The sequence below is a fragment of the Treponema sp. R8-4-B8 genome (assembly GCF_054786175.1).
The window spans coordinates 213,885-233,205 of the sequence record NZ_BDHE01000487.1; the positions used below are offsets into that span (position 1 = coordinate 213,885).

Annotated in this window: 16 protein-coding genes and 1 pseudogene; 7 read left to right on the forward strand and 10 right to left on the reverse strand. The window is 37.4% G+C overall.

Annotation, left to right across the window (positions count from 1 at the left end; translation table 11 throughout):
- The first annotated feature begins 9 nt into the window (after positions 1 to 9).
- From brxL to ACYVRA_RS14170, 4 genes are all read left to right on the forward strand, one after another.
- Positions 10 to 2,055: a protease Lon-related BREX system protein BrxL gene (brxL, locus tag ACYVRA_RS14155; protein WP_461253371.1), complete on the forward strand. Its 2,046-nt coding sequence runs from the start codon at positions 10 to 12 to the stop codon at positions 2,053 to 2,055.
- A gap of 200 nt (positions 2,056 to 2,255) precedes the next feature.
- Positions 2,256 to 2,807 (forward strand): STAS domain-containing protein, encoded by a 552-nt coding sequence (locus ACYVRA_RS14160; protein ID WP_461253372.1) that lies wholly within the window; start codon positions 2,256 to 2,258, stop codon positions 2,805 to 2,807.
- Positions 2,808 to 2,811: 4 nt separating this feature from the next.
- Positions 2,812 to 3,231, forward strand: a complete 420-nt coding sequence (locus tag ACYVRA_RS14165; RefSeq protein WP_461253373.1) for a YbjN domain-containing protein — start codon at positions 2,812 to 2,814, stop codon at positions 3,229 to 3,231.
- A 1-nt stretch (position 3,232) separates the two neighbouring features.
- The gene (locus ACYVRA_RS14170; protein WP_461253374.1) at positions 3,233 to 3,922 is read left to right on the forward strand and encodes a PspA/IM30 family protein; all 690 of its coding nucleotides are present in this window, start codon (positions 3,233 to 3,235) and stop codon (positions 3,920 to 3,922) included.
- 809 nt (positions 3,923 to 4,731) lie between these two features.
- Here the strand turns inward: ACYVRA_RS14170 and ACYVRA_RS14175 are convergent.
- The 3 genes and pseudogenes from ACYVRA_RS14175 to ACYVRA_RS14185 all read right to left on the reverse strand — a co-directional run bounded on the left by ACYVRA_RS14175 (position 4,732) and on the right by ACYVRA_RS14185 (position 8,869).
- Positions 4,732 to 7,248 carry a hypothetical protein gene (locus ACYVRA_RS14175; protein WP_461253375.1) on the reverse strand — a complete coding sequence of 839 codons (2,517 nt, stop codon included), beginning with the start codon at positions 7,246 to 7,248 and terminating at the stop codon, positions 4,732 to 4,734.
- A gap of 112 nt (positions 7,249 to 7,360) precedes the next feature.
- A pseudogene (locus ACYVRA_RS14180) lies at positions 7,361 to 7,489 on the reverse strand (ClpX C4-type zinc finger protein); the annotation flags it as partial.
- Positions 7,490 to 8,440: 951 nt separating this feature from the next.
- The gene (locus ACYVRA_RS14185; RefSeq protein ID WP_461253376.1) at positions 8,441 to 8,869 is read right to left on the reverse strand and encodes a hypothetical protein; all 429 of its coding nucleotides are present in this window, start codon (positions 8,867 to 8,869) and stop codon (positions 8,441 to 8,443) included.
- 301 nt (positions 8,870 to 9,170) lie between these two features.
- Between ACYVRA_RS14185 and ACYVRA_RS14190 the strand changes: the two genes are divergently transcribed.
- Entirely contained in the window at positions 9,171 to 10,169 is a 999-nt protein-coding gene (locus ACYVRA_RS14190; RefSeq protein ID WP_461253377.1) for a helix-turn-helix transcriptional regulator, read from the forward strand.
- Positions 10,170 to 10,253: 84 nt separating this feature from the next.
- Here the strand turns inward: ACYVRA_RS14190 and ACYVRA_RS14195 are convergent, their stop codons facing one another.
- The 3 genes from ACYVRA_RS14195 to ACYVRA_RS14205 all read right to left on the reverse strand — a co-directional run bounded on the left by ACYVRA_RS14195 (position 10,254) and on the right by ACYVRA_RS14205 (position 11,591).
- Positions 10,254 to 10,733: a GNAT family N-acetyltransferase gene (locus ACYVRA_RS14195; protein ID WP_461253378.1), complete on the reverse strand. Its 480-nt coding sequence runs from the start codon at positions 10,731 to 10,733 to the stop codon at positions 10,254 to 10,256.
- Positions 10,734 to 10,791: 58 nt separating this feature from the next.
- Entirely contained in the window at positions 10,792 to 11,052 is a 261-nt protein-coding gene (locus ACYVRA_RS14200) for a hypothetical protein (protein ID WP_461253379.1), read from the reverse strand.
- Between the two features lie 197 nt (positions 11,053 to 11,249).
- Positions 11,250 to 11,591 (reverse strand): hypothetical protein, encoded by a 342-nt coding sequence (locus tag ACYVRA_RS14205; RefSeq protein ID WP_461253380.1) that lies wholly within the window; start codon positions 11,589 to 11,591, stop codon positions 11,250 to 11,252.
- Positions 11,592 to 11,956: 365 nt separating this feature from the next.
- Between ACYVRA_RS14205 and ACYVRA_RS14210 the strand changes: the two genes are divergently transcribed.
- Positions 11,957 to 12,865, forward strand: coding sequence for a hypothetical protein (locus tag ACYVRA_RS14210; RefSeq protein ID WP_461253381.1), 909 nt, complete (start codon positions 11,957 to 11,959; stop codon positions 12,863 to 12,865).
- Between the two features lie 121 nt (positions 12,866 to 12,986).
- On the opposite strand, the gene ACYVRA_RS14215 is transcribed toward ACYVRA_RS14210, so the two are convergent.
- The 4 genes from ACYVRA_RS14215 to ACYVRA_RS14230 all read right to left on the reverse strand — a co-directional run bounded on the left by ACYVRA_RS14215 (position 12,987) and on the right by ACYVRA_RS14230 (position 17,027).
- Positions 12,987 to 14,270 (reverse strand): MBL fold metallo-hydrolase, encoded by a 1,284-nt coding sequence (locus ACYVRA_RS14215; protein WP_461253382.1) that lies wholly within the window; start codon positions 14,268 to 14,270, stop codon positions 12,987 to 12,989.
- A gap of 232 nt (positions 14,271 to 14,502) precedes the next feature.
- Positions 14,503 to 16,131, reverse strand: coding sequence for a tetratricopeptide repeat protein (locus tag ACYVRA_RS14220; protein WP_461253383.1), 1,629 nt, complete (start codon positions 16,129 to 16,131; stop codon positions 14,503 to 14,505).
- A 254-nt stretch (positions 16,132 to 16,385) separates the two neighbouring features.
- Positions 16,386 to 16,670 carry a hypothetical protein gene (locus ACYVRA_RS14225; RefSeq protein WP_461253384.1) on the reverse strand — a complete coding sequence of 95 codons (285 nt, stop codon included), beginning with the start codon at positions 16,668 to 16,670 and terminating at the stop codon, positions 16,386 to 16,388.
- A 126-nt stretch (positions 16,671 to 16,796) separates the two neighbouring features.
- A complete protein-coding gene (locus ACYVRA_RS14230) occupies positions 16,797 to 17,027 on the reverse strand; it encodes a tetratricopeptide repeat protein (RefSeq protein WP_461253385.1) in 231 nt (76 codons plus the stop codon).
- Positions 17,028 to 17,218: 191 nt separating this feature from the next.
- Here ACYVRA_RS14230 and fusA point away from each other — a divergent pair, with 191 nt between their 5' ends.
- A complete protein-coding gene (gene fusA / locus ACYVRA_RS14235; RefSeq protein WP_461253386.1) occupies positions 17,219 to 19,309 on the forward strand; it encodes an elongation factor G in 2,091 nt (696 codons plus the stop codon).
- The last annotated feature ends 12 nt before the right edge of the window (positions 19,310 to 19,321 follow it).

The following is a 19,321-nucleotide window of genomic DNA, read 5'->3' on the forward strand; positions in this document are numbered from 1 at the left end:
GTGTAATAAATGAGTGATAATGTTGCAGAAAATACTAAAGACAAACTCTTCCGGCTGTTTGGCGGTAAAATCGTAAGAAAAGACCTTACAAAAAAGATCAAAGAAGGCGCCAACGTGCCGGTGTATGTTCTTGAATACCTATTGGGTATGTACTGCTCTTCGAGCAACAACGAAGAAATTGAAGCGGGAGTTCAAAATGTAAAGAAAATATTGGCGGATAATTTTGTGCGCCCTGATGAGGCTCAAAAAATAATCTCTAAACTCCGGGAACAGGGCAGCTATACAGTAATCGATCATGTTTCGGTAAAATTAAATTATAAGACCGATGTATATGAAGCCGAATTCTCCAATCTAGGAATTAAAAATGTCCCTATAGCGGATAATTATGTAAAGGAATATGAGCGGCTTCTCTGCGGCGGTATTTGGTGCATTCTGCAGATGGAATATTTCTTTGACGAAGCGGATAAAACCAATGTTCCTTTTAAAATACAAAAATTAACGCCTATACAAATGCCTCATATTGAAATCAACGAGTTAAAAGAAGCTAGAGGTGAATTTACAGATGAAGAATGGATTGAGCTTATCCTGCGCAGTACGGGCATTGAGCCGTCTCAGTTTGATGAAAGGGTAAAGTGGCTTCATTTGGCAAGACTTGTTCCGCTTGTAGAAAACAATTATAACCTTTGCGAACTTGGACCAAGGGGAACAGGAAAATCCCATATTTATAAAGAAATCAGCCCGAACAGCATCCTTGTATCAGGAGGGCAGACGACCGTAGCGAACCTTTTTTACAATATGGCAAACAGAACTGTAGGCCTAGTCGGTCTTTGGGATTGTGTTGCCTTTGACGAGGTAGCCGGCATTAATTTTAAAGACAAAGACGGAGTCCAGATAATGAAGGACTATATGGCCTCTGGTTCATTTGCCCGTGGCAAAGAAGAAAAAAACGCCAACGCCTCATTTGCGTTTGTCGGAAATATTAATCAAAGCGTAGATATAATCCTTAAAACTTCCCATCTTTTTGACCCTTTCCCCGAAGCAATGGCCAATGACAGCGCTTTTCTGGACAGGATGCATTGTTATCTGCCGGGTTGGGAAATACCAAAATACCGGCCAGAATATTTCACCGATGAATATGGTTTTATAACAGACTATCTTTCTGAAATAATCAGGGAACTGCGAAAAATATCTTATGCGGATGCCTATGAAAAATATTTTAAGCTTGGTCGTGATTTAAACCAGCGTGATGTTATCGCTGTTAAAAAAACTGTTTCCGGTTTTATTAAGCTTTTATATCCTCATGGCAAATATACAAGGGAAAACGTAGAGAAAATTCTTCGATTCGCCTTGGAAGTCCGCCGCCGTGTGAAAGAGCAGCTAAAAAAAATAGGCGGCATGGAATTCTACGATGTTAATTTTTCGTATAAAGACAATGAAACGTTCAACGAGGAATACGTTTCTGTTCCCGAACAAGGTAGCGGCAAGCTTATCCCCGATGGCATGGGAAAACCGGGGCATCTCTATACTATTTCCCATTGTAAATCAGGTATGCTTGGCGTGTACAAGATCGAAATGCAAATGACCGCAGGAAGCGGAAAATTTGAACGTACCGGCATTGGCTCCGATAGCCAGGCAAAAGAAGCTGTCGATTCCGCTTATAGTTATCTTAAGGCAAATGCCAAAAATATAAGCCACAGCATCAGCCTTACGACAAAAGATTATTTGTTGCATATACAGGATCTTAACGGCATTGGAATGACTTCGCATTTAACTTTACCTTCACTTATCGCGATATGTTCAGTCGCTCTTGGAAAACCGCTTTTATCCGGTTCGGTTATACTCGGAGACCTTAGCATTGGCGGCACGTTAATCAAAGTTGAAGAATTGGCTAATACTCTTCAGGTATGCCTTGACAGTGGCGCAAAGAAAATACTTCTTCCAATTACATCCGCCGGTGATCTTGGCGCTGTTCCGGCGGAACTTGTAGGTCGTTTTAACCTCATTTTTTATCAAAGTGCTGAGGATGCTGTATTTAAGGCTTTAGGGGTAGAGTAATGATTTATTGTCCATTTAGTTTTAAATATTGAAATACTTCTTCCCGAGTAACAATTCTCATATGTTATATCAATAATATCCCAAATAAATTACTATATTGACAATAATTTTAATAATATATATCCTTAAATTTAACCGAATTTTTATTGATTTTTTGGAATAATTCGGGTATTTTTAAAGTACAGGTATAAGGTTGTAATATGTTTAATAATGAAATCGTCCCCGGGTTTGACGATGAAAAAGATGAAAGTCTCAAGGTGAAGATTGAAAGAATAAATGAAGCGCCCATGTGTCTTATGTTATCATTAACGGGTTATGTTGATACCTATAATTCCAATGCCTTTCAAAAACGCGTCCAAAAAGCCATAGATGAGGGGTATATAAGGTTAATTTTCATGTGCAGCGGCTTAAATTATGTTTCATCTACCGGTATTGGTTCCTTCACAACTTTTCTTAAAGCGGTTAAGGCCAAGGGCGGCGATATTGTCCTTTTGGATATACAGCCAAAAGTCTATGAAGTCTTTCAGTTGCTCGGTTTTGCCCAATTTTTTAATATCATGGAAAGCTTGGAACATTCAATCCAATTCTTTAACACGGAACAGCCGCAGGAAAAACCGTCTCCTTTTCCAAAGGTAGTTGCCTGCCCCATCTGTTATAAAAAACTAAAAGCGTTAAAACCGGGGCGTTTCCGCTGTTCTGAATGTAAAAGCGTTCTGGCAATTGACGCTAACGGTCAAGTTCTGCTAGGATAGCATTATGATAGTAGAGAGTAAAATTGAACAATATTTAATTGATCTGATGATAACATATCAACAGGTAGGGAAAAATTTGTGGCTGCTGGATGACGAAGAGCGTTCATTGCAGGGTGTCGCGGTTATGCAGGCGGAGCCGCTTGTCATTGTCAGGGCTGAAGTTATGGATGTACCAAAAAGCAATCTCTTGGAATTGTATACCAAATTGCTCGAACTAAACGCTTCCGATGTAATCCACGGCGCGTATGCGGTTGATAAAAATAAGATAATTTTACTCGATACATTACAGTACGAAACCATGGATAATGAGGATTTTAGGGCTACTTTGGATTCGTTCAGCATGGCTTTAACCGAACATTATCCAATTCTGTCGAAATTCAGGGAAAAAGGACCTTCCTCCAAAACGGAAGGCGCGGGAGCCTAAAATGGGTATATTTTCGAGACTTAGAACTCTTATTGCGGCAAATGTAAACGCGCTGATTGGCAAGGCGGAAAAACCCGAAAAAATGTTAAATCAGCTTATCATCGAAATGAACGAACAGTTAATTGAATCCAAGAGGGCTGTCGCTATGGCAATCGCGGACGAGAAAAAGCTGGAACGGGAAAAGGACAACCAGTTTGCCCAGTCAAAGGAATGGGAACGCAAGGCGATGCTTGCCGTCACAAATGGCAAGGACGACCTCGCCAAGGAAGCCCTTTTACGCAAGCAGGAATACGACAATGCCGCCGCCGAGTACCAAAAACAATGGGAAGCCCAAAGAACTTCAGTAGACCAGTTAAAAGAGAGCCTAAGAGAACTGCAAAATAAGATTGAAGAAGCCCAACGCAAGAAAAATCTGCTCATTGCCCGCGCAAAACGCGCCGAAGCCCAGCAAAAAATCCAAGACACCATTTCCAGCGTATCCGGCAACCGCAGCGCGTTTGACGCTTTCGACCGTATGGCGACAAAAGTTGACGAAATGGAAGCAATGGCGGACGCGTCCAAGGAATTGCAAGACTTAAGCAACAACGCCAGCCTTGACAAACGCTTTAAAGAACTGGAAAAATCCGACTCAAGCGCGGACGCAATGCTTCTGGAACTTAAAGAGAAAATGAAAGCTCTGCCCGAGAAATAAACCCTAATTAAAATAGTGACGAAAATCGAAATAAACACAATAGTTACGCCTGTGGAAAACTTGTGTATTTAACTCTAATAAATGGCTAAAATGTATCACTTTTTATACAATGGCAAATATCAGTATTTATTTTCAAATAACAGATCATGCTAATTCCTTGCTACATAAGGAATTACGTGTTTTAATTATTAGAGTTATAAAGATTATTTATTAAATTAATGATCGTTGTTGTGATTCTTGCTTGTGGAAAACAGGGGGATAAAAGGGGATATTGAGACGTGTGGGCAAGATGTATGCCCAAAGAATTTATTCAGTACAGTGCTATCCGGCTATGCCAGATAGCTTAAGGCAGGTTGCGTAGTATGGCAAATACTCTGGGAAAACCCTGCTTACAAGCCTTTCGGCGACTAAATAGCGGTGGGTAGAAAGCTTTATCTAGGGTTTGTCGCCGAACTTTTATTCTCTGAATTTTCTTTGTTTTATTCCTCTGACCACTAAAAATACTATTAATTTGAAACATTATGTAGATTTTATTTGTATTTTTAGTGGTCAGACGTTCATTAGCATTAAACACTATCGGTAGTGTTTAAAAGGAAAAAGTGGTGTAAGATGCGTTGCTTAACCTTTGCTTTTATTGAAGGGAAAGCGTTATTTATTATATCCTGATTTTAAGCATAATATTTCAAAGCCGGAGAATTTACTAATCTTGAGATATTTGATGAAATACCCTGAATTTTTTGCATTTCCTTAAAAGCCGGAGAATTAAATTTTTTTCCATTTACTAAAAAAATCATCGTAACCCATATTTTTTACTCCAATAAAAAGCCGTATTCGTATACTTTAGGCTGGATTTTTTCCGCTAATATTTTTAATGCAGAACGTAAATCGGCAATTAGAGCGTTATAGGTATCATCGCCGCTTTTGCTGTTCATTTTATCGTTATCGCCCCTGCCTTGAAAAAACTCACGAATGTCATAAAGAGAAGCATTAACTTCGGCAGTGGGTTGTGAGTGATAGTATTTCCATAACTTTTTCCCAATTTTAAAAACCGCTTTGGCTTCAACGGAAAATTTTAACGCTTTGTGTTTTTCTTTTAATTCTTCAAACAGTTCTATACTTTCATCATGTATTGTTTTATCTTTTATAAAGTCAATCATAAAATGGCTTTCAAAATTATCTTTTGCGTTGACTTCTTCTTCGGCAAAAGGTATCCAGTGATTTGTAGCTAATTTTGATGATATTTTATTTTGACTGTGAAATAGTGTAAAAGCGAGACAATCATTCTGAAATTCCGTATCAGTTTGCCAACAGTCATTAGGACAAAGAAACTGGTCACGGTTGTTTAGCCACGTAGATTCAATGCAATGACGGACGGCAAAATAAATACACGCTTTAATTAAATTGTTCGCGCCTATATTTAGTGTTCCTCTAAATTTTCTATCTTTTCTATCCGATGCCGTTATTATACGAGAACTTATAAAAACTAAATTTTGATTTTGGAAATCGCTGCTGCCACGACAGCTTAAATGCCCTATTTTATTTTTTTCGTCCAAAACTTTAATTGCCCAATCATTAAGACTTGGAATTTCTTTACAGCCGTATATTGTTTTTTGCCCGGTATATTCGCCGACTTTATCAAAAACATCTGCCGAAAATTTTTCAAACACTTCTTTTTTTTCAGTGTCCCAAATATGAAATCCTATCGGAAATTGTCCTTTAACATTGTCAAAAGTATCCGCAGGAACGACAAACAAACTTTCTAATTTTGCCGTAAAGTTTTGCCTAAAATTAACAAAGTTGAAAGCACATAACGCTTTTAATGTTGCAAAATTAGCAATTTTACAACATTGTATTTCTTTGAATATTCTTGTTAAAAATTGAGCAAAGAGTTCATTTTTCGCACTGCCTAGAAACATGGCATATTTGGCATGTATTTTATTTCCGGTTGAAACACCAGTTTTATTTTCTTTTGTTCCAACTCTTGTCGCTGTTGATGTTGCTTCCGCATACGGAGGGTTAATATAAACAACTAATTTTTTTCGCTTTTTATCACTTTTAATAATGTCCTGTAATCCTTTTGGCAATTTTTCAAATTCATCATTCAAAAAATCAAACTGAAAAACATGGTCTTCTAACAAATTCGCACCATTTTTTATGCGGTCTTTCATTACGTCAACATCGGCTTTATCAAGCGTGGAAGCCCATATATTGTATTTATTTGTTAGCCCTGCCAAAAGGTTGCCAGTACCTGCGGCACAATCCCATATATAGTATTCATCTTGCCAATCTTCACCTAACACATCGCCGATATATTTTTGAGATAGTTCTACCCATTGTTGAGGAGTGAAAAAAGAGCCTTTGCGTTCTCTTATATCCTGCGGTACTAATAAGTCCCTGCGGTTAATTATATAATCCCAATATTCTTCAAGCGGAGGGCGTTCATATTTATCCCAAAATGCCTTATGTGCTTTTTGAGCGTCATTAAAACCTACTTCCTTGTATAAGGAAAAACCAGCGTCATCAAACTTTTTATCAAACTTATACTGGTTATTCATTAAGATAACAAAAAGTTTGTCTTTTAAGGTATAATTGTCTTTTGAAAGAATGTCGGCTAGAAAAAAATCGCCGTCAATAATGCCTGTTTTTTTTACCATAGACCAATCAATGGCTATAGATTTTTTTACCTTATCAAGCCATTTTGTGTATATGATTACGAAGTTATTTTTATTTATCTGAAATTTGGAAGTTATATTTCCGGCTACAAGATTGTTATTTATAAAATCAATTATTTCATTTTTATCTTTGTTAAAATCGAAAACAACGATATTCTTTTTTGACAGTTTTTCAATTTTACTTTTTGTTTTAATAAAGTCATCGGTTGTATGATTGCTTGGCGTAACATTCCAATTAACATCGTTATCACTGAATATTGGCAAAATATCATGGAAGGGAACAAACGCTATTTTGGCGGTATCAAAACAGGCAATATAGGGAGGGGGCAAATGCTCGCCTTTTTCATAGGTTTTCTTGATTGTTAAAATTAATTGAGTGAGCATTGAAGGAATATCGGCAATGCCTTTTTTGCTTTCTGCCCATAAATAGTGGCGTTTCCAATTTATTCGCTCTTTGGCAGAAGACTCGGGCGAAGCCCGACTTCCGCCGATTTTATTTTTTGAAGTAATGTTTTTTACTGTTTTGGCTTCGGTTACTATAAAATCTATGTTGCCGATATTGGGTTCATAGGCATACTTTGAACTGCTGAAAAAATCACGGAAAATTGCCGCCTTAAAGGTTTCTTCTTTCTGTATGCTACTGTAATCAGGCATTACTTTTTTTTACCCTCTTTTTCGGTTTCTCTTTATCCGTATCTTTTACATTTTCAATCTTGTGCTTTATTTTGCCTGAAATAAGGTAAATAAGACGTGTTGTCCAAAATTCTTTATCTTCATCGAGGAGTATGGCGTTGCACACCTCTACACATTCATCGCAAATAAAAACATTATTTGGTCCCGCAATTAGCCTTCTCCTTGTATCAGATGATTTACCGCAAAAAGAACAATAATAGATTTTTGAGGCAGGGACATCTTTTTGTTTAGAGGTTATAGGCTTTGACTGTTTTTCCCTCGCATTTACCGTTTTTTTCTTTGAGGTGGCTTTTGGTTCTGGCGTTGGTTTTGCATTAGGCATGAATTTAAGGTAACATATAAGCTATTGTTTTTCAAGCCAGATTTTTAGCTGTTTTATAGTAACTTCTTGACCGTTTTTAACGAACTGTAAATCCAATATACAACTATAAGTGCAACACTACAAAAATGATTTAATTACGATAATGGCGATGATCGTGTAAAATTGACTTTTGTTTCCATAAACTTACATCTTTTATTATTTACTGTCAGACATACTGTGTCATATTATCTGTTGTATAATACAGGAAGAAATATCCTCGGTCTCTGATGATACTATACAAAATACGGATATTGAAGAATTAAAAGGCTACTATTTTAACAAATAGAAAATTCAACTGATGAAAAATATGGTATTATAACTTATGTATTAGAATATACAAAGCAAGAAATTGAAGGAAAAGAGGCGCCAGATTTTGCTAGAAAACAATTTGACGCTTCTTTCGAAAATATAAAACAAACAATAGATAATTTAAATAAAGATGTTCAACAATATAATACTTCAATACAAAATGTTATCAAAAATTCATTAGAGGCTCGTAAAAAGAAAGCAGACGATTATGAGAATATAAAAAAAATAATAGGCATGGCAGGCTATTCAATGGAAAAAACAGGCGTGGACCAACTAAAACATTTGATTTATTATTTGACAATAAAAAGAAAATAATTACAGATTATGAGAGTGAAAACACAACATAATATTTTTTTATTATACTGTCCTATAAATTAATACAAGGTAGAAATTATGGATATTTCTGTTTTTAAAACTGGTAAATTCTTATTGAACTCAGATACGAAATTAATATGTCCTGATTGTAATACTGGACATCTAATATCAAAAGAGAAAAGTATTAAAAGAATCGAATATAAAAAATACAATCAAGAAATATATGGAAAAACCATTGTGTGTAATTAAAAATTTAAATCCCTGCCTTAACTTATAATTAAATATATCATATTCAAATTTATCTGAAAAATCAAAATCAAATTGAATACCAAGCCCGATTAAATTATTGCTTTTAAGTAATGTGCTATACCATGGAACTAAATTTGCAATAGTTTCTAAATCTTTTGTATTACCGGCCAAGTTTATAATACAGTTAATACCCGCGTCAAAAACAAGTTCGGAATATGCATCATCTCTCTTTTTATCTATTCTAAAAATAGGATAGCTGCCTCTATAAATTATACCGTTTTTCATGTTTCCAATACATATTTCCCGGAAATTTGTAATTTCATTATTTTCGCAATAACTAATTTTCATATAAACTTTTGCGTCTTACAAAAATACAATTCCATCCTTCCCGCAAGGCGGCAGCTTTCTATCTGCCTTGAAATTGCCTCTGCATTTTACATATGCTGATATTCTTTCGTTTTTATACCTCCTGATGCTACTATGTTTTTATCTAATCAAATAATATAAAATATATTGCACAATATTATCTTCAAACATAACATAGTTGGTTTATCATAGAATGATAAGGTAAATATTTTTTCCTTTATATTTTTTCATTGAAAATTCTGCCCCATCATGGTATGATTAACCATCGGAGTATAATATAAGCATGGATACCAGAAAACACTTGCCACGGTCTGTACTCGCGCGGATTTATTTTATTGACCGAAAAATAGCGTCAGGGAAATATCCCAATGTCAACGATTTGGCAGAGGAGTACCAGGTCGGAACCGCCACCATATACCGGGACATTGAGTATATGCGGGATATGCTCAACGCTCCGATAGAATACTCGGCTCAACACCGGGGCTGGTATTACGAGGAGAAGGCCTTCAGGCTTCCGGCCCGGTTTTCATCTGCCAATGATATGCTGGCCCTAGGGATGGCAAAATCCCTTATTTCTCTTTACAGGGATACTCCGCTTTATGAATCAGCAAAGCGGTTACTTGACGACATAACGGCTCCGCTCTCCGCTGATGAGGCGGATTATGTAAAACAGGAAGCATGGTATGAAAACCGCATAATTGTACCGCCTGTAGCCACCGCATTTGTAAAATCGGAAACATGGGAAATCATTGTAGATGCGATGAGAGAAAATAAAATACTGGCATTTGAGTATAAGGGCGTATGGGATAACGAGTTTAAGACGCGTATTGTCAGGCCTTATCAGCTTCTATTTGATAATGGAACATGGTTTCTTTACGGATATGCGGAAGAACGTCGCGCTATACGTTTTTTCTCATTAGCCCGAATAAAAAACGCTTCTTTGACCAATGAGCGTTTTACTTTGCCTAAAGATTTTGATTATTGCACAAAAAATAACGGCAGTTATTTCGGCGTTTTTCTTGGAGAAAAGAAATATTACAGTATAGCGTTTGCCCCGAATGTCGCAATAGATATTCAGGAAAGGACATGGGCGGCGGACCAGAAAATTAAAAAACGAAAAGGAGCGGACGGAATTATTATTGATTTTTCCAGTACCCAGTTTGATAAGGTATTGTCATGGGTGTTATCTTACGGTATGAGCGCAAGGCCTATTAAGCCGGCAGAACTTGTAAAGGAATGGAAGGTGAACATTCTTGCATTGTATAAGAAGGTTAAGGGGTGAGTGAATCCATTTTTTCTACTTCATCTTGAACAGGCTTCAGTTTTTCATTTAATTCTTTGTTTGTCATAAAATTTATCCTTATCTTTATAAAAATTTTATCATTCGCCTATAATTAAAATATTCAGAAGTAGGTCTTAAATCTTCGTATATTTCAATGTCCCTAAATCCATTTTTTGAATACAATTGGTATTCATATATATTATTATCCCTTTCTTCATCATTAAAATACGGAAATGCAACTATTATTCTGTCACACTGTTTTTCAATAAAATATTTTTTTATCGCTGTAAATAGTGTATTTGCAATATCCATTTCTTTATATTTTGACAAAATGATATAATCCCAAATATATCCAACATCTTTTTTACAAGAAGATCTAATATAACCATCAACTAAACCTATTAGTTTTTTATCATCAAATGCGGCAAAAAAAGCAGTAGACGAGTTTGGTATTAAGGATTGAAGTTCGTAATTTATACTAATTTCTTTATGAGAATACCTCAGTTCATCGATATACTTTTGTTTTGTTTCAACATCTTTAATCTCAACAATTGAAAAATCCATATTTACCACCTTATATAGTATCATACCACATTAAACAAATACTAATTAAAGTCAACGTTTATCCTGGAATTGATGCGTAACTACTACAAGAATTTGCGGCATTGGAAGATGATAAGGTAGTTCTATTACCTTTATCACATCTGCCTGACCCTTCAAAATGACGGCAGCCGCCGCAATTTTTCCCGCTGAAAAGGCTTGCCGGAGCTTTGAAACTCATGCAACTATCTGCCACACCTGAAGAAGAGGTAACGCTCTTATTTCCCTGATCGCATCTGCCGGAACCTGTAAAAAATTGACAATCACCACATTTGTTAGCCATGCTTGGCCTCCTTAAAGTTTGTTACTGATAATTTTACCCCTTTTGGTTTATCATAGGATGATGGGGCAATCTTTTATTTTAAAACTCAATTATTCCAGATAGTAGGCTCTGTAAGGCAATTTTAGAGATGGATGACCGGAAAGAACAAATAATGGTGGCGTATGTAATGAATAATATTCAATTCCACTCTTACCTTTTCACTTTTCATTTGTAAGGGCTTTTCTCTGCAATTCCAAATACGCCGTTTGCGCTGTAGACATATTGGCAAGCCGTTGTTTAAGCAGGGCTTTTTCTATGGGGTCTAGACCTGGGGTTTTTAAAATGTTTTGTATGCGGGCTTTGTGGCTGCCGCAGGCGATGTGAAATGAATCTTTTGGGAAGCCTTTTACATGGTATTTTGAATCGTGGGGGATTGTTTTTTCTGTGCCATGATATTGCTGTTTAAAAGAATTAAAGAGCGTTACTGACGAGTTAACCGATATTTTGATGGAAGAATTAAAAGAACGAATTTTATCTGTTAAATTACAACAACAAAACATCGTTTGGGGGTATGGCGCTGAATTCTGGGTGATTAAATTTAGTTTCAGTTATCAAAAGAAAGATTATTTTGTCATTGCTATTATGCCGGAAGATAATTATTGGTTTTTTGAACAAATTAAAGAGTAAGGAAACAGATACTAATTTAGTAGCATCATTAATAAACTATGAAAAAAATATCGTTGTTTTTTGATCTGCGACGCTACCTTAAAATGTTTCAACAGTAATAGGAATCATTGCGTTACCCAAGCATATACCGTTTGTTAATCGCAAGTTTTTCGGAAAACTAATTGACAATCATTGGGGGAAAATACTATGATTTCTATGTAAATGGATAATATATAGGAATACATTTTTGGGGGTTATAATGAAAAGATTGTTTTTTGTATTATTTGCCTTTATTATCGTAATATTCTGTTTTTTAGGGTGTGAGGATGATACAACATCTTTAGGAACATCATCAGAAAAGTTTGTTTCTTTTCCTAACATAGTTTTTCCTGAGATAATGTATTATGGGGCGAACATAGGGTATTTCCCACCTAAAGCGAGAGATTGGATAATAAATATTGCTTTCGCAAGAGATAAAATGGAAAAACCATATATGACAAACTCTTCACTTAATGCTTGGTGGAGCGAAGATAATAACAAAATTTTGTTTGAAGCGTCTTATATCTTACTGGAAGGTTATGTTGGAGCAGGAACACTTCAAACATGGGGGCAAGGCGCATATTATTCTGGATCATCAAAAATATTTGATACATATGGTAAATATGCAGTATATCAAACATTAAGGTTTAACTATGAGTATAGGCTAGATGTTGAAATGCAATTAAGAAATGATTTAATGTATGCTGAAGTCATAGAATTTGCAAAGCAGCTTTGTGCGGAAATTGAATATGATTGGGCTAATTTTAGCGGTTATAAAGGTCCAGTCAAACCGACTCCTGGTTTAAGGTATTCCGTTTGTGATGGTTATGCAAACGAAGTTATGGATAAAATATTACAATTAAATTCTGTTAAGTCAGTAGAGAAATGGGCTTCTCCAGGTCATGCATGGAATGTTTTAAAATTAGTTGATGGGAGAACTTTATACTTCGATTTAACATGGTTTGATAATGAATCTATTAATACAGAAACTGGGGAGATATATCAAACAGATGATTATGGTTGGGAAAATATAACATTTTATGAACATCTTTTTCGTTTTTCAAATATTGGTTTGGGTTCCAAAGTTTTTCATCATAATATTGGCAAATTTGTTAAAGAAAATAGTTAACGCGTATGCTGTCAATCACTTTCCAATTTGTAGAAACATCTGCGATATTTCAACAACGCCGAGGGTAATTGACACCTGTGCTTTATCTTGACACAGTTATTTCCTTATAACTCCTGTTTGATCAAATACAATCAAAAACATGACCGTCTTGAAGTAAAATAATATTATGCCCAATAAATAATTCCTTAAACTTTTCTGGCGCTTCTGTGTGAATGGGGATAATACCGCATTTTGGTTTTACAGTGTCAAACAATGTGCCTAATGTCTTTACATCGGCGTGTCCGCTTGTATGTTTATACTCATAATTAAACGGTTTAACAAAATCAGCAAAGGTTGGATTATATGCCTTGTTACCCTTATCCAGATAACCTTTCCACATTGAATAATATATTTTTGTTTCTTTTAATTTGGAGTATTCTTCTAAAAGCGGTTTAAAACTGTCATTTAACCTTATAAGCATACAAAAGCCATGTTTATCAAGATAAGGCTTTAATTTACCGGCAAACTCAAAAAAGGGGTTGCTTTTACGGTTTAATTTTATGAAACGTCCCGCAGGTTTTTCTTGGTCATAATCAATATCATAGAATGCAGTTTTTTGCCTATGTGATTCAGAAACAATTTTTAAAATCTTAGTTTGATAAGTATCACAGACAAAACAACGCCTTGCCCTTTTTGCGGCATGATATAACGCAAATACCCTGTCAATATTTGTGGAAGAAACCATAACAAAGTTGTATTTGTTTTCTCTAAATAGTTCTTCAAAATCTTTTTGTAATTCCTGTTCTGTTTGCAAGGCGGCTTCAGGGCGTTCTATGTTTGAACCTTCCGAAATGATATAATCAATGCGTTGTGCGTATTTTTGAAGCATTGGAACAAGCGCTTTTTTTTTAAAACCATGCCCGCGAAAATCGCCTGTATTTAACACCCGTTTACCGTCCGCTTCAACGATAAACATATAAGCGTCAAAAGCTGAATGGTCAATAAATAACGGCGTAACTTTTATTTCGCCAACTTTTATTTTTTGCAATGGTTTAAAAGTATTTATTGTTTTTAGGCGTTTCAATATATTTTTATGTTTTTCCGCTTCTTCTTGGACTGGAATAAACGATAATCTTTTTTCAAGGCATTTATATATCTCCAAAGCCGTTTTACCAACATATATGGGTAAGCTTGATACCGTATCACATATTTTTCCAATATGGTCTCCATGATAATGAGTTATAAATAAAGCGCTTTTTGAAACATCGCCACAAGTTAATCCGTCAATTTGCAACAGTTGATTATTATCATTTTCAGCGCCAGGCAACTGCTCGCCAAAGTCAATAAAAACTTTATAGCCGTTACTTTTAATTTCTGTTATACAGCCGCCTATTTGATTTGTCCCTCTATGTATTGTTATTTTCATTCCGTTACTATCCTTTCAAAACTAATGATAAAATTATACCTAAATATAATTTTTATGAATAGTGGTAATTTACAATATATTCTTTATTTTCTTCTTTTTGACCATTTTGGGATTTAACACTCATGCAAGGACGGCACAGAGAGATGAATATATTTGGTCAAAAAGAAATATTTTACATAACATTTTCTTATCTCAAACCATAACAACAAAACTGTTAATTTGAGCATTGAGGTTATTTTGCGGACAGATCTCCCACCTGCTTTAACTGTTCTTTCGCGAAGTTATTTCCCGGCTCAAGTTTCAACGATTTCTCCAGATCGCTTACCGCTTGTTTATTATTCCCTTTCAGACGGTATGCCACCCCTCTGCCTCTATAGGCAAAGGCGTTTTTTGGGTTCAATTCAATCGCCTTAGTAAAATCATTGATGGCTTTATCATATTGATTTTTACACCGTAACGCCTCTCCTCTGCATCTATAGGCAAAGGCATTTTTGGGGTTCAATTCAATCGCCTTATTAAAATCATTGATGGCTTTATCATATTGTTTTTTACCCCGAAACGCCTCTCCTCTGCCTCCATAGGCAATAGCATTTTTCGGGTTCAATTCAATCGCTTTATTAAAAGCAATAATAGCTTCATCAAATTGATTCTTCAACCGAAGCTTCTCTCCAATGTCCGCATAGTCATAGTCCGTGGAAGCGGCGGCGGTTCCGCTGTTGTCTAATGTTTCATCGTCACCAAAATCAAAATCTTCTTCTTCGTCATCATCATCCGTGGAAGCGGCGGCGGTTCCGCCGTTGTCTAATGTTTCATCGTCACCAAAATCAAAATCTTCTTCTTCGTCGTCATCATCCGAGGAAACGGCGGCGGTTCCGCTGTTGTCTAATGTTTCATCCTCACCAAAATCAAAATCTTCTTCTACTTCTTCGTCATCATCATCCGAGAAAGCGGCGGCGGTTCCGCCTGAATAGGCAGCCGCATTGTAGCTGTAGGGTATGTCAGTTTCGTTGTATGGTATGCGGGTTTTTAACTCGCTCAGGGCGACTTCCTTAACACGGACAAATTCAGAGGTAGCTTTTCTAAAAAGAGATTTTTTTTCCACCCAACCTTCTACATAGAACATATCTGTTGAAAAATCAAATTGTATGCTCATATATAAGTCTTCGCTTGAATCCGAAAGTTTTTTCTTTATTTCTGGTCTATGGACTATCAAATTACGCCCCCGTATGACTATGTATTCAATGAAGGCAATATCATTTATAGGTTTGCCTAAATAAGCGGAGACCGCCTTGTATGGCGCAATATCCTTTGGCTCAGAAAACTCATCTAAGTATTCCATAGAACCACCAATTTCACTTAAGGCCAGGCTGTTAGGCATTTTGAAGAGCCAGCGATCCTCACGCCATTCCGCAGTAAGTTCTTTGGAAATTAAGGAGAGAGGTACTCCCGATGCGTCTTCCAGAGCTTTCTCGGCTGCGTCCACTTCCGCTTGCCATTCTTCCTTGGCAACCCATGTCTGAAGGCGCTCGTTCCACCAAATATCATCCAAAGTAAGCGGATGCCTCACGCGCTTTTCTAAAAAGGGGCGGAAATGCTCTTTGTCGGATTGGACCTTTGCGTTTTCCGCCGCCTCTTGCGCCCGCCATGCGGCGTTGTTCGCTGCCTCTTGCGCCCGCCGTGCGGCATTTTCCTCAGCCTCTTTTATAGCCTTCCGCGTGGCTTCGCCTTCTTCGGCGATTTGTTCGTTCCTCTCTTGATCAGCCTTAATCCTCTGCCAGCAGCCCTCACAGATCGGTACTCCCCTGTATCTAGCAGTAATATCCATCCAATGTCCGCAATACCCGCACTGTCTATAAGACATTTCAATCCTCCAGAAACTTCATCATCCCAGAATAAAACGATGGTATATTCAGGTATACTGTCATTATAACTGTAAATGCTCCGGTGTCAATCACTCGCAATGCCTCAAAAATAATCTAACCGAAAATGAATGACGCCTTAAAATAAAAATCTAACCAAAATATGTTTTTATGAAGGAGGGTTCGAGAAAACAAATGTACAGTTACCTGCCTGTTAAGCGACAATTGACTTTACAATTTATTATGAATTATATTTTTAAATCCATTTATACATCATTAACTCCCAATTATTTACAATTCTAGTTTTTAAAATATTATATTTTTCATTATAACTAATACTGGAATCATAAATCTTAAAACCATTCTTTTTATAAAAATCAATTGACCAAGGAGCAATTTTTAAAACATTCAGAATAATTAGTCTGCGATTTTCTTTACTTAATATATTTATTGATTCATTATATATGGAAGTCATTATTGCAATATCTGCCTCTAAAGCTTTACGAATATTTATTTGCATATTTTTTAACTGATTTCCCATTAAATTATTATATACTATTATTTAAATATTTTCCAATTTAATTTTTAAACATACCTGCCAATTTGTCGCTTAACAGTTTGGAAATGTTATTCCGATATAGCGATGTTTATGAAAAAAGGTTTCTTGCTAACTGCTTCCCATTTTCTTCTTGGCCCTTTTAAGGGCATTTTTCACTTTTGTTAAGTCCGGGTTGAGCTGCAGAACCGTCTCAAAATCCGCAATCGCTTTGTCATGTTCTTTTTGTTGATAATATACAATACCACGCTTGAAATATTCCTCCGCTGTTTTCGGCTCTGTTTGCACCGCTGTCTGCGCCGCTGCCTGTTCTGCCGTGACTGTACTAAATAAATTCTTCATGCATACATCGTTCTATCCCGCAGCCGTCTAACCTCCAGACAGGGCTTTGCGTATACCCTCTTTTATGTAAATAACGATTTATTTATAATTTTCAATTTATTATTACCCTTCTCCCCTTGCAACCATTTGCAAATCTTGCTATCTTAAGCCATATAAAAGCATTTAATGCGTATTTTAAGGAGTACTAAACAATGAGCATTGAGACCAGCAGAATGCGTAACATCGGCATTAGCGCCCACATTGACTCAGGTAAAACTACCCTGTCTGAGCGTATTCTGTTCTATAGTAAGAAAATTCACGCCATTCACGAAGTCCGGGGCAAGGACGGCGTTGGCGCCACTATGGATCATATGGAACTTGAAAGGGAACGCGGCATTACAATCCAGTCCGCGGCGACTCAGGTGACATGGAAAGACCACACCATAAATGTAATTGACACGCCCGGACACGTTGATTTTATGATAGAGGTTGAGCGCTCTCTTCGCGTTTTAGACGGGGCGATTCTTGTTCTTTGCGCGGTCGGCGGAGTGCAGTCTCAGTCAATCACGGTTGACCGCCAGTTAAAACGCTACCATGTGCCGCGTATCGCGTTTGTAAATAAGTGTGACCGTACCGGCGCCAATCCGTTCAAGGTAACGATGCAGTTACGCGAAAAGTTGGGGCTTAACGCCGTGATGATTCAAATCCCCATCGGGCTTGAAGATAAACTTGAAGGCGTTGTAGACCTTATCGCGATGAAAGCCATCTACTTTGACGGAGAGCAGGGCGAAACTACCCGCCTTGCGGAAATTCCCGCCCACTTAAAAGCGGACGCTGAAAAATACCGCGAGGAGCTTCTTGACGCTATTTCGATATTTTCCGACGAGCTTGCGGAAAATATAATTGATGGCAAAGCAATTCCACAAGAGATGATTCACGCGGCAATCCGCAAAGGCACTCTTGCGGAACAGTTTGTGCCGGTTATGTGCGGTTCCGCTTATAAATTCAAAGGGATTCAACCGCTGTTAGATGGAGTAACGCATTATCTTCCCAATCCGACAGAAGTAAAAAACTTCGCCCTCGACCTTGATAAAAATGAGGAAAGCATAGAGCTTAACGCTGATGAAAAAAGCCCGACCGTCGCGCTCGGTTTTAAACTGGAAGACGGTCAATACGGTCAGCTAACGTATGTGCGGGTTTATCAGGGTAAATTAAAAAAAGGCGACGAGTTGCAAAACACGCGCGCCCGCAAAAAATTTAAAGTGGGCCGTCTTGTGCGTATGCACGCGGACAGCATGGAAGATATTAACGAAGGCGCACCTGGTGACATTGTGGCCCTATTTGGAATTGAATGCGCGTCAGGTGACACTTTCTGCGGCGGCGGTCTTAACTATGCGATGACGTCAATGTTTGTTCCCTCTCCTGTCATTTCCCTCGCTATTATGCCTAAAGACAAAAAAAGCTCCGATCAGATGGCGAAGGCTCTTAACCGTTTTACAAAAGAAGATCCCACTTTTCAAACTTACGTCGATCCTGAATCGAACCAGACAATCATTAAGGGAATGGGAGAGCTTCATCTTGAAGTGTACATTGAGCGAATGCGCCGCGAATACAAGTGCGATCTTGATACCGGAATGCCGCAGGTCGCTTATCGTGAAACAATTACGCAAAAAGCCGAATTCAATTACACACACAAAAAGCAAACGGGCGGCGCTGGGCAATTCGGGCGCGTGGCAGGTTACATGGAACCGTTCTCCGAAGGCGATTACGATTTTGTAGACATGATCAAAGGCGGATCAATTCCCACTGAGTATGTGCCAAGCTGCGATAAAGGATTTAAAGAGGCGATTAAAAAAGGCAGCTTAATCGGCTTCCCAATCGTCAATATCCGCTGCGTTATAAACGACGGTCAAAGCCACCCGGTAGACTCGTCGGACATCGCTTTCCAGTCTGCGGCAATTGGCGCTTTCCGAGAAGCGTATGGCAAGGCAAGGCCGTGTATTCTTGAACCGATTATGAAAGTGTCGGTGGAAGGGCCGACGGAGTTTCAGGGAAATATTTTTGGCTCAATTAATCAAAGGCGCGGAATGATTTTATCTTCTATTGAGGACGGACATTCTTCGCGCGTGGAAGCGGAAGTTCCGTTAAGTGAAATGTTTGGTTACTCCACGGTTTTACGCTCGCTCACCCAGGGGAAGGCCGAGTTTACGATGGAATTTGAAAAATACTCAAAAGTGCCGCAGGGCATATCTGAAGAGCTGATAAAAGAAGCTGAAAAAAAGAAAAAGAGCGCAAGCCGTTAATTAGGAGAAAAT

Coding starts and splice junctions, on each gene's coding strand:
- brxL (WP_461253371.1), top strand. CDS start 10: ATGAGTGATAATGTTGCAGAAAATACTAAAGACAAACTCTTCCGGCTG.
- ACYVRA_RS14160 (WP_461253372.1), top strand. CDS start 2,256: ATGTTTAATAATGAAATCGTCCCCGGGTTTGACGATGAAAAAGATGAA.
- ACYVRA_RS14165 (WP_461253373.1), top strand. CDS start 2,812: ATGATAGTAGAGAGTAAAATTGAACAATATTTAATTGATCTGATGATA.
- ACYVRA_RS14170 (WP_461253374.1), top strand. CDS start 3,233: ATGGGTATATTTTCGAGACTTAGAACTCTTATTGCGGCAAATGTAAAC.
- ACYVRA_RS14175 (WP_461253375.1), bottom strand. CDS start 7,248: ATGCCTGATTACAGTAGCATACAGAAAGAAGAAACCTTTAAGGCGGCA.
- ACYVRA_RS14185 (WP_461253376.1), bottom strand. CDS start 8,869: ATGAAAATTAGTTATTGCGAAAATAATGAAATTACAAATTTCCGGGAA.
- ACYVRA_RS14190 (WP_461253377.1), top strand. CDS start 9,171: ATGGATACCAGAAAACACTTGCCACGGTCTGTACTCGCGCGGATTTAT.
- ACYVRA_RS14195 (WP_461253378.1), bottom strand. CDS start 10,733: ATGGATTTTTCAATTGTTGAGATTAAAGATGTTGAAACAAAACAAAAG.
- ACYVRA_RS14200 (WP_461253379.1), bottom strand. CDS start 11,052: ATGGCTAACAAATGTGGTGATTGTCAATTTTTTACAGGTTCCGGCAGA.
- ACYVRA_RS14205 (WP_461253380.1), bottom strand. CDS start 11,591: ATGTTTTGTTGTTGTAATTTAACAGATAAAATTCGTTCTTTTAATTCT.
- ACYVRA_RS14210 (WP_461253381.1), top strand. CDS start 11,957: ATGAAAAGATTGTTTTTTGTATTATTTGCCTTTATTATCGTAATATTC.
- ACYVRA_RS14215 (WP_461253382.1), bottom strand. CDS start 14,270: ATGAAAATAACAATACATAGAGGGACAAATCAAATAGGCGGCTGTATA.
- ACYVRA_RS14220 (WP_461253383.1), bottom strand. CDS start 16,131: ATGTCTTATAGACAGTGCGGGTATTGCGGACATTGGATGGATATTACT.
- ACYVRA_RS14225 (WP_461253384.1), bottom strand. CDS start 16,670: ATGGGAAATCAGTTAAAAAATATGCAAATAAATATTCGTAAAGCTTTA.
- ACYVRA_RS14230 (WP_461253385.1), bottom strand. CDS start 17,027: ATGAAGAATTTATTTAGTACAGTCACGGCAGAACAGGCAGCGGCGCAG.
- fusA (WP_461253386.1), top strand. CDS start 17,219: ATGAGCATTGAGACCAGCAGAATGCGTAACATCGGCATTAGCGCCCAC.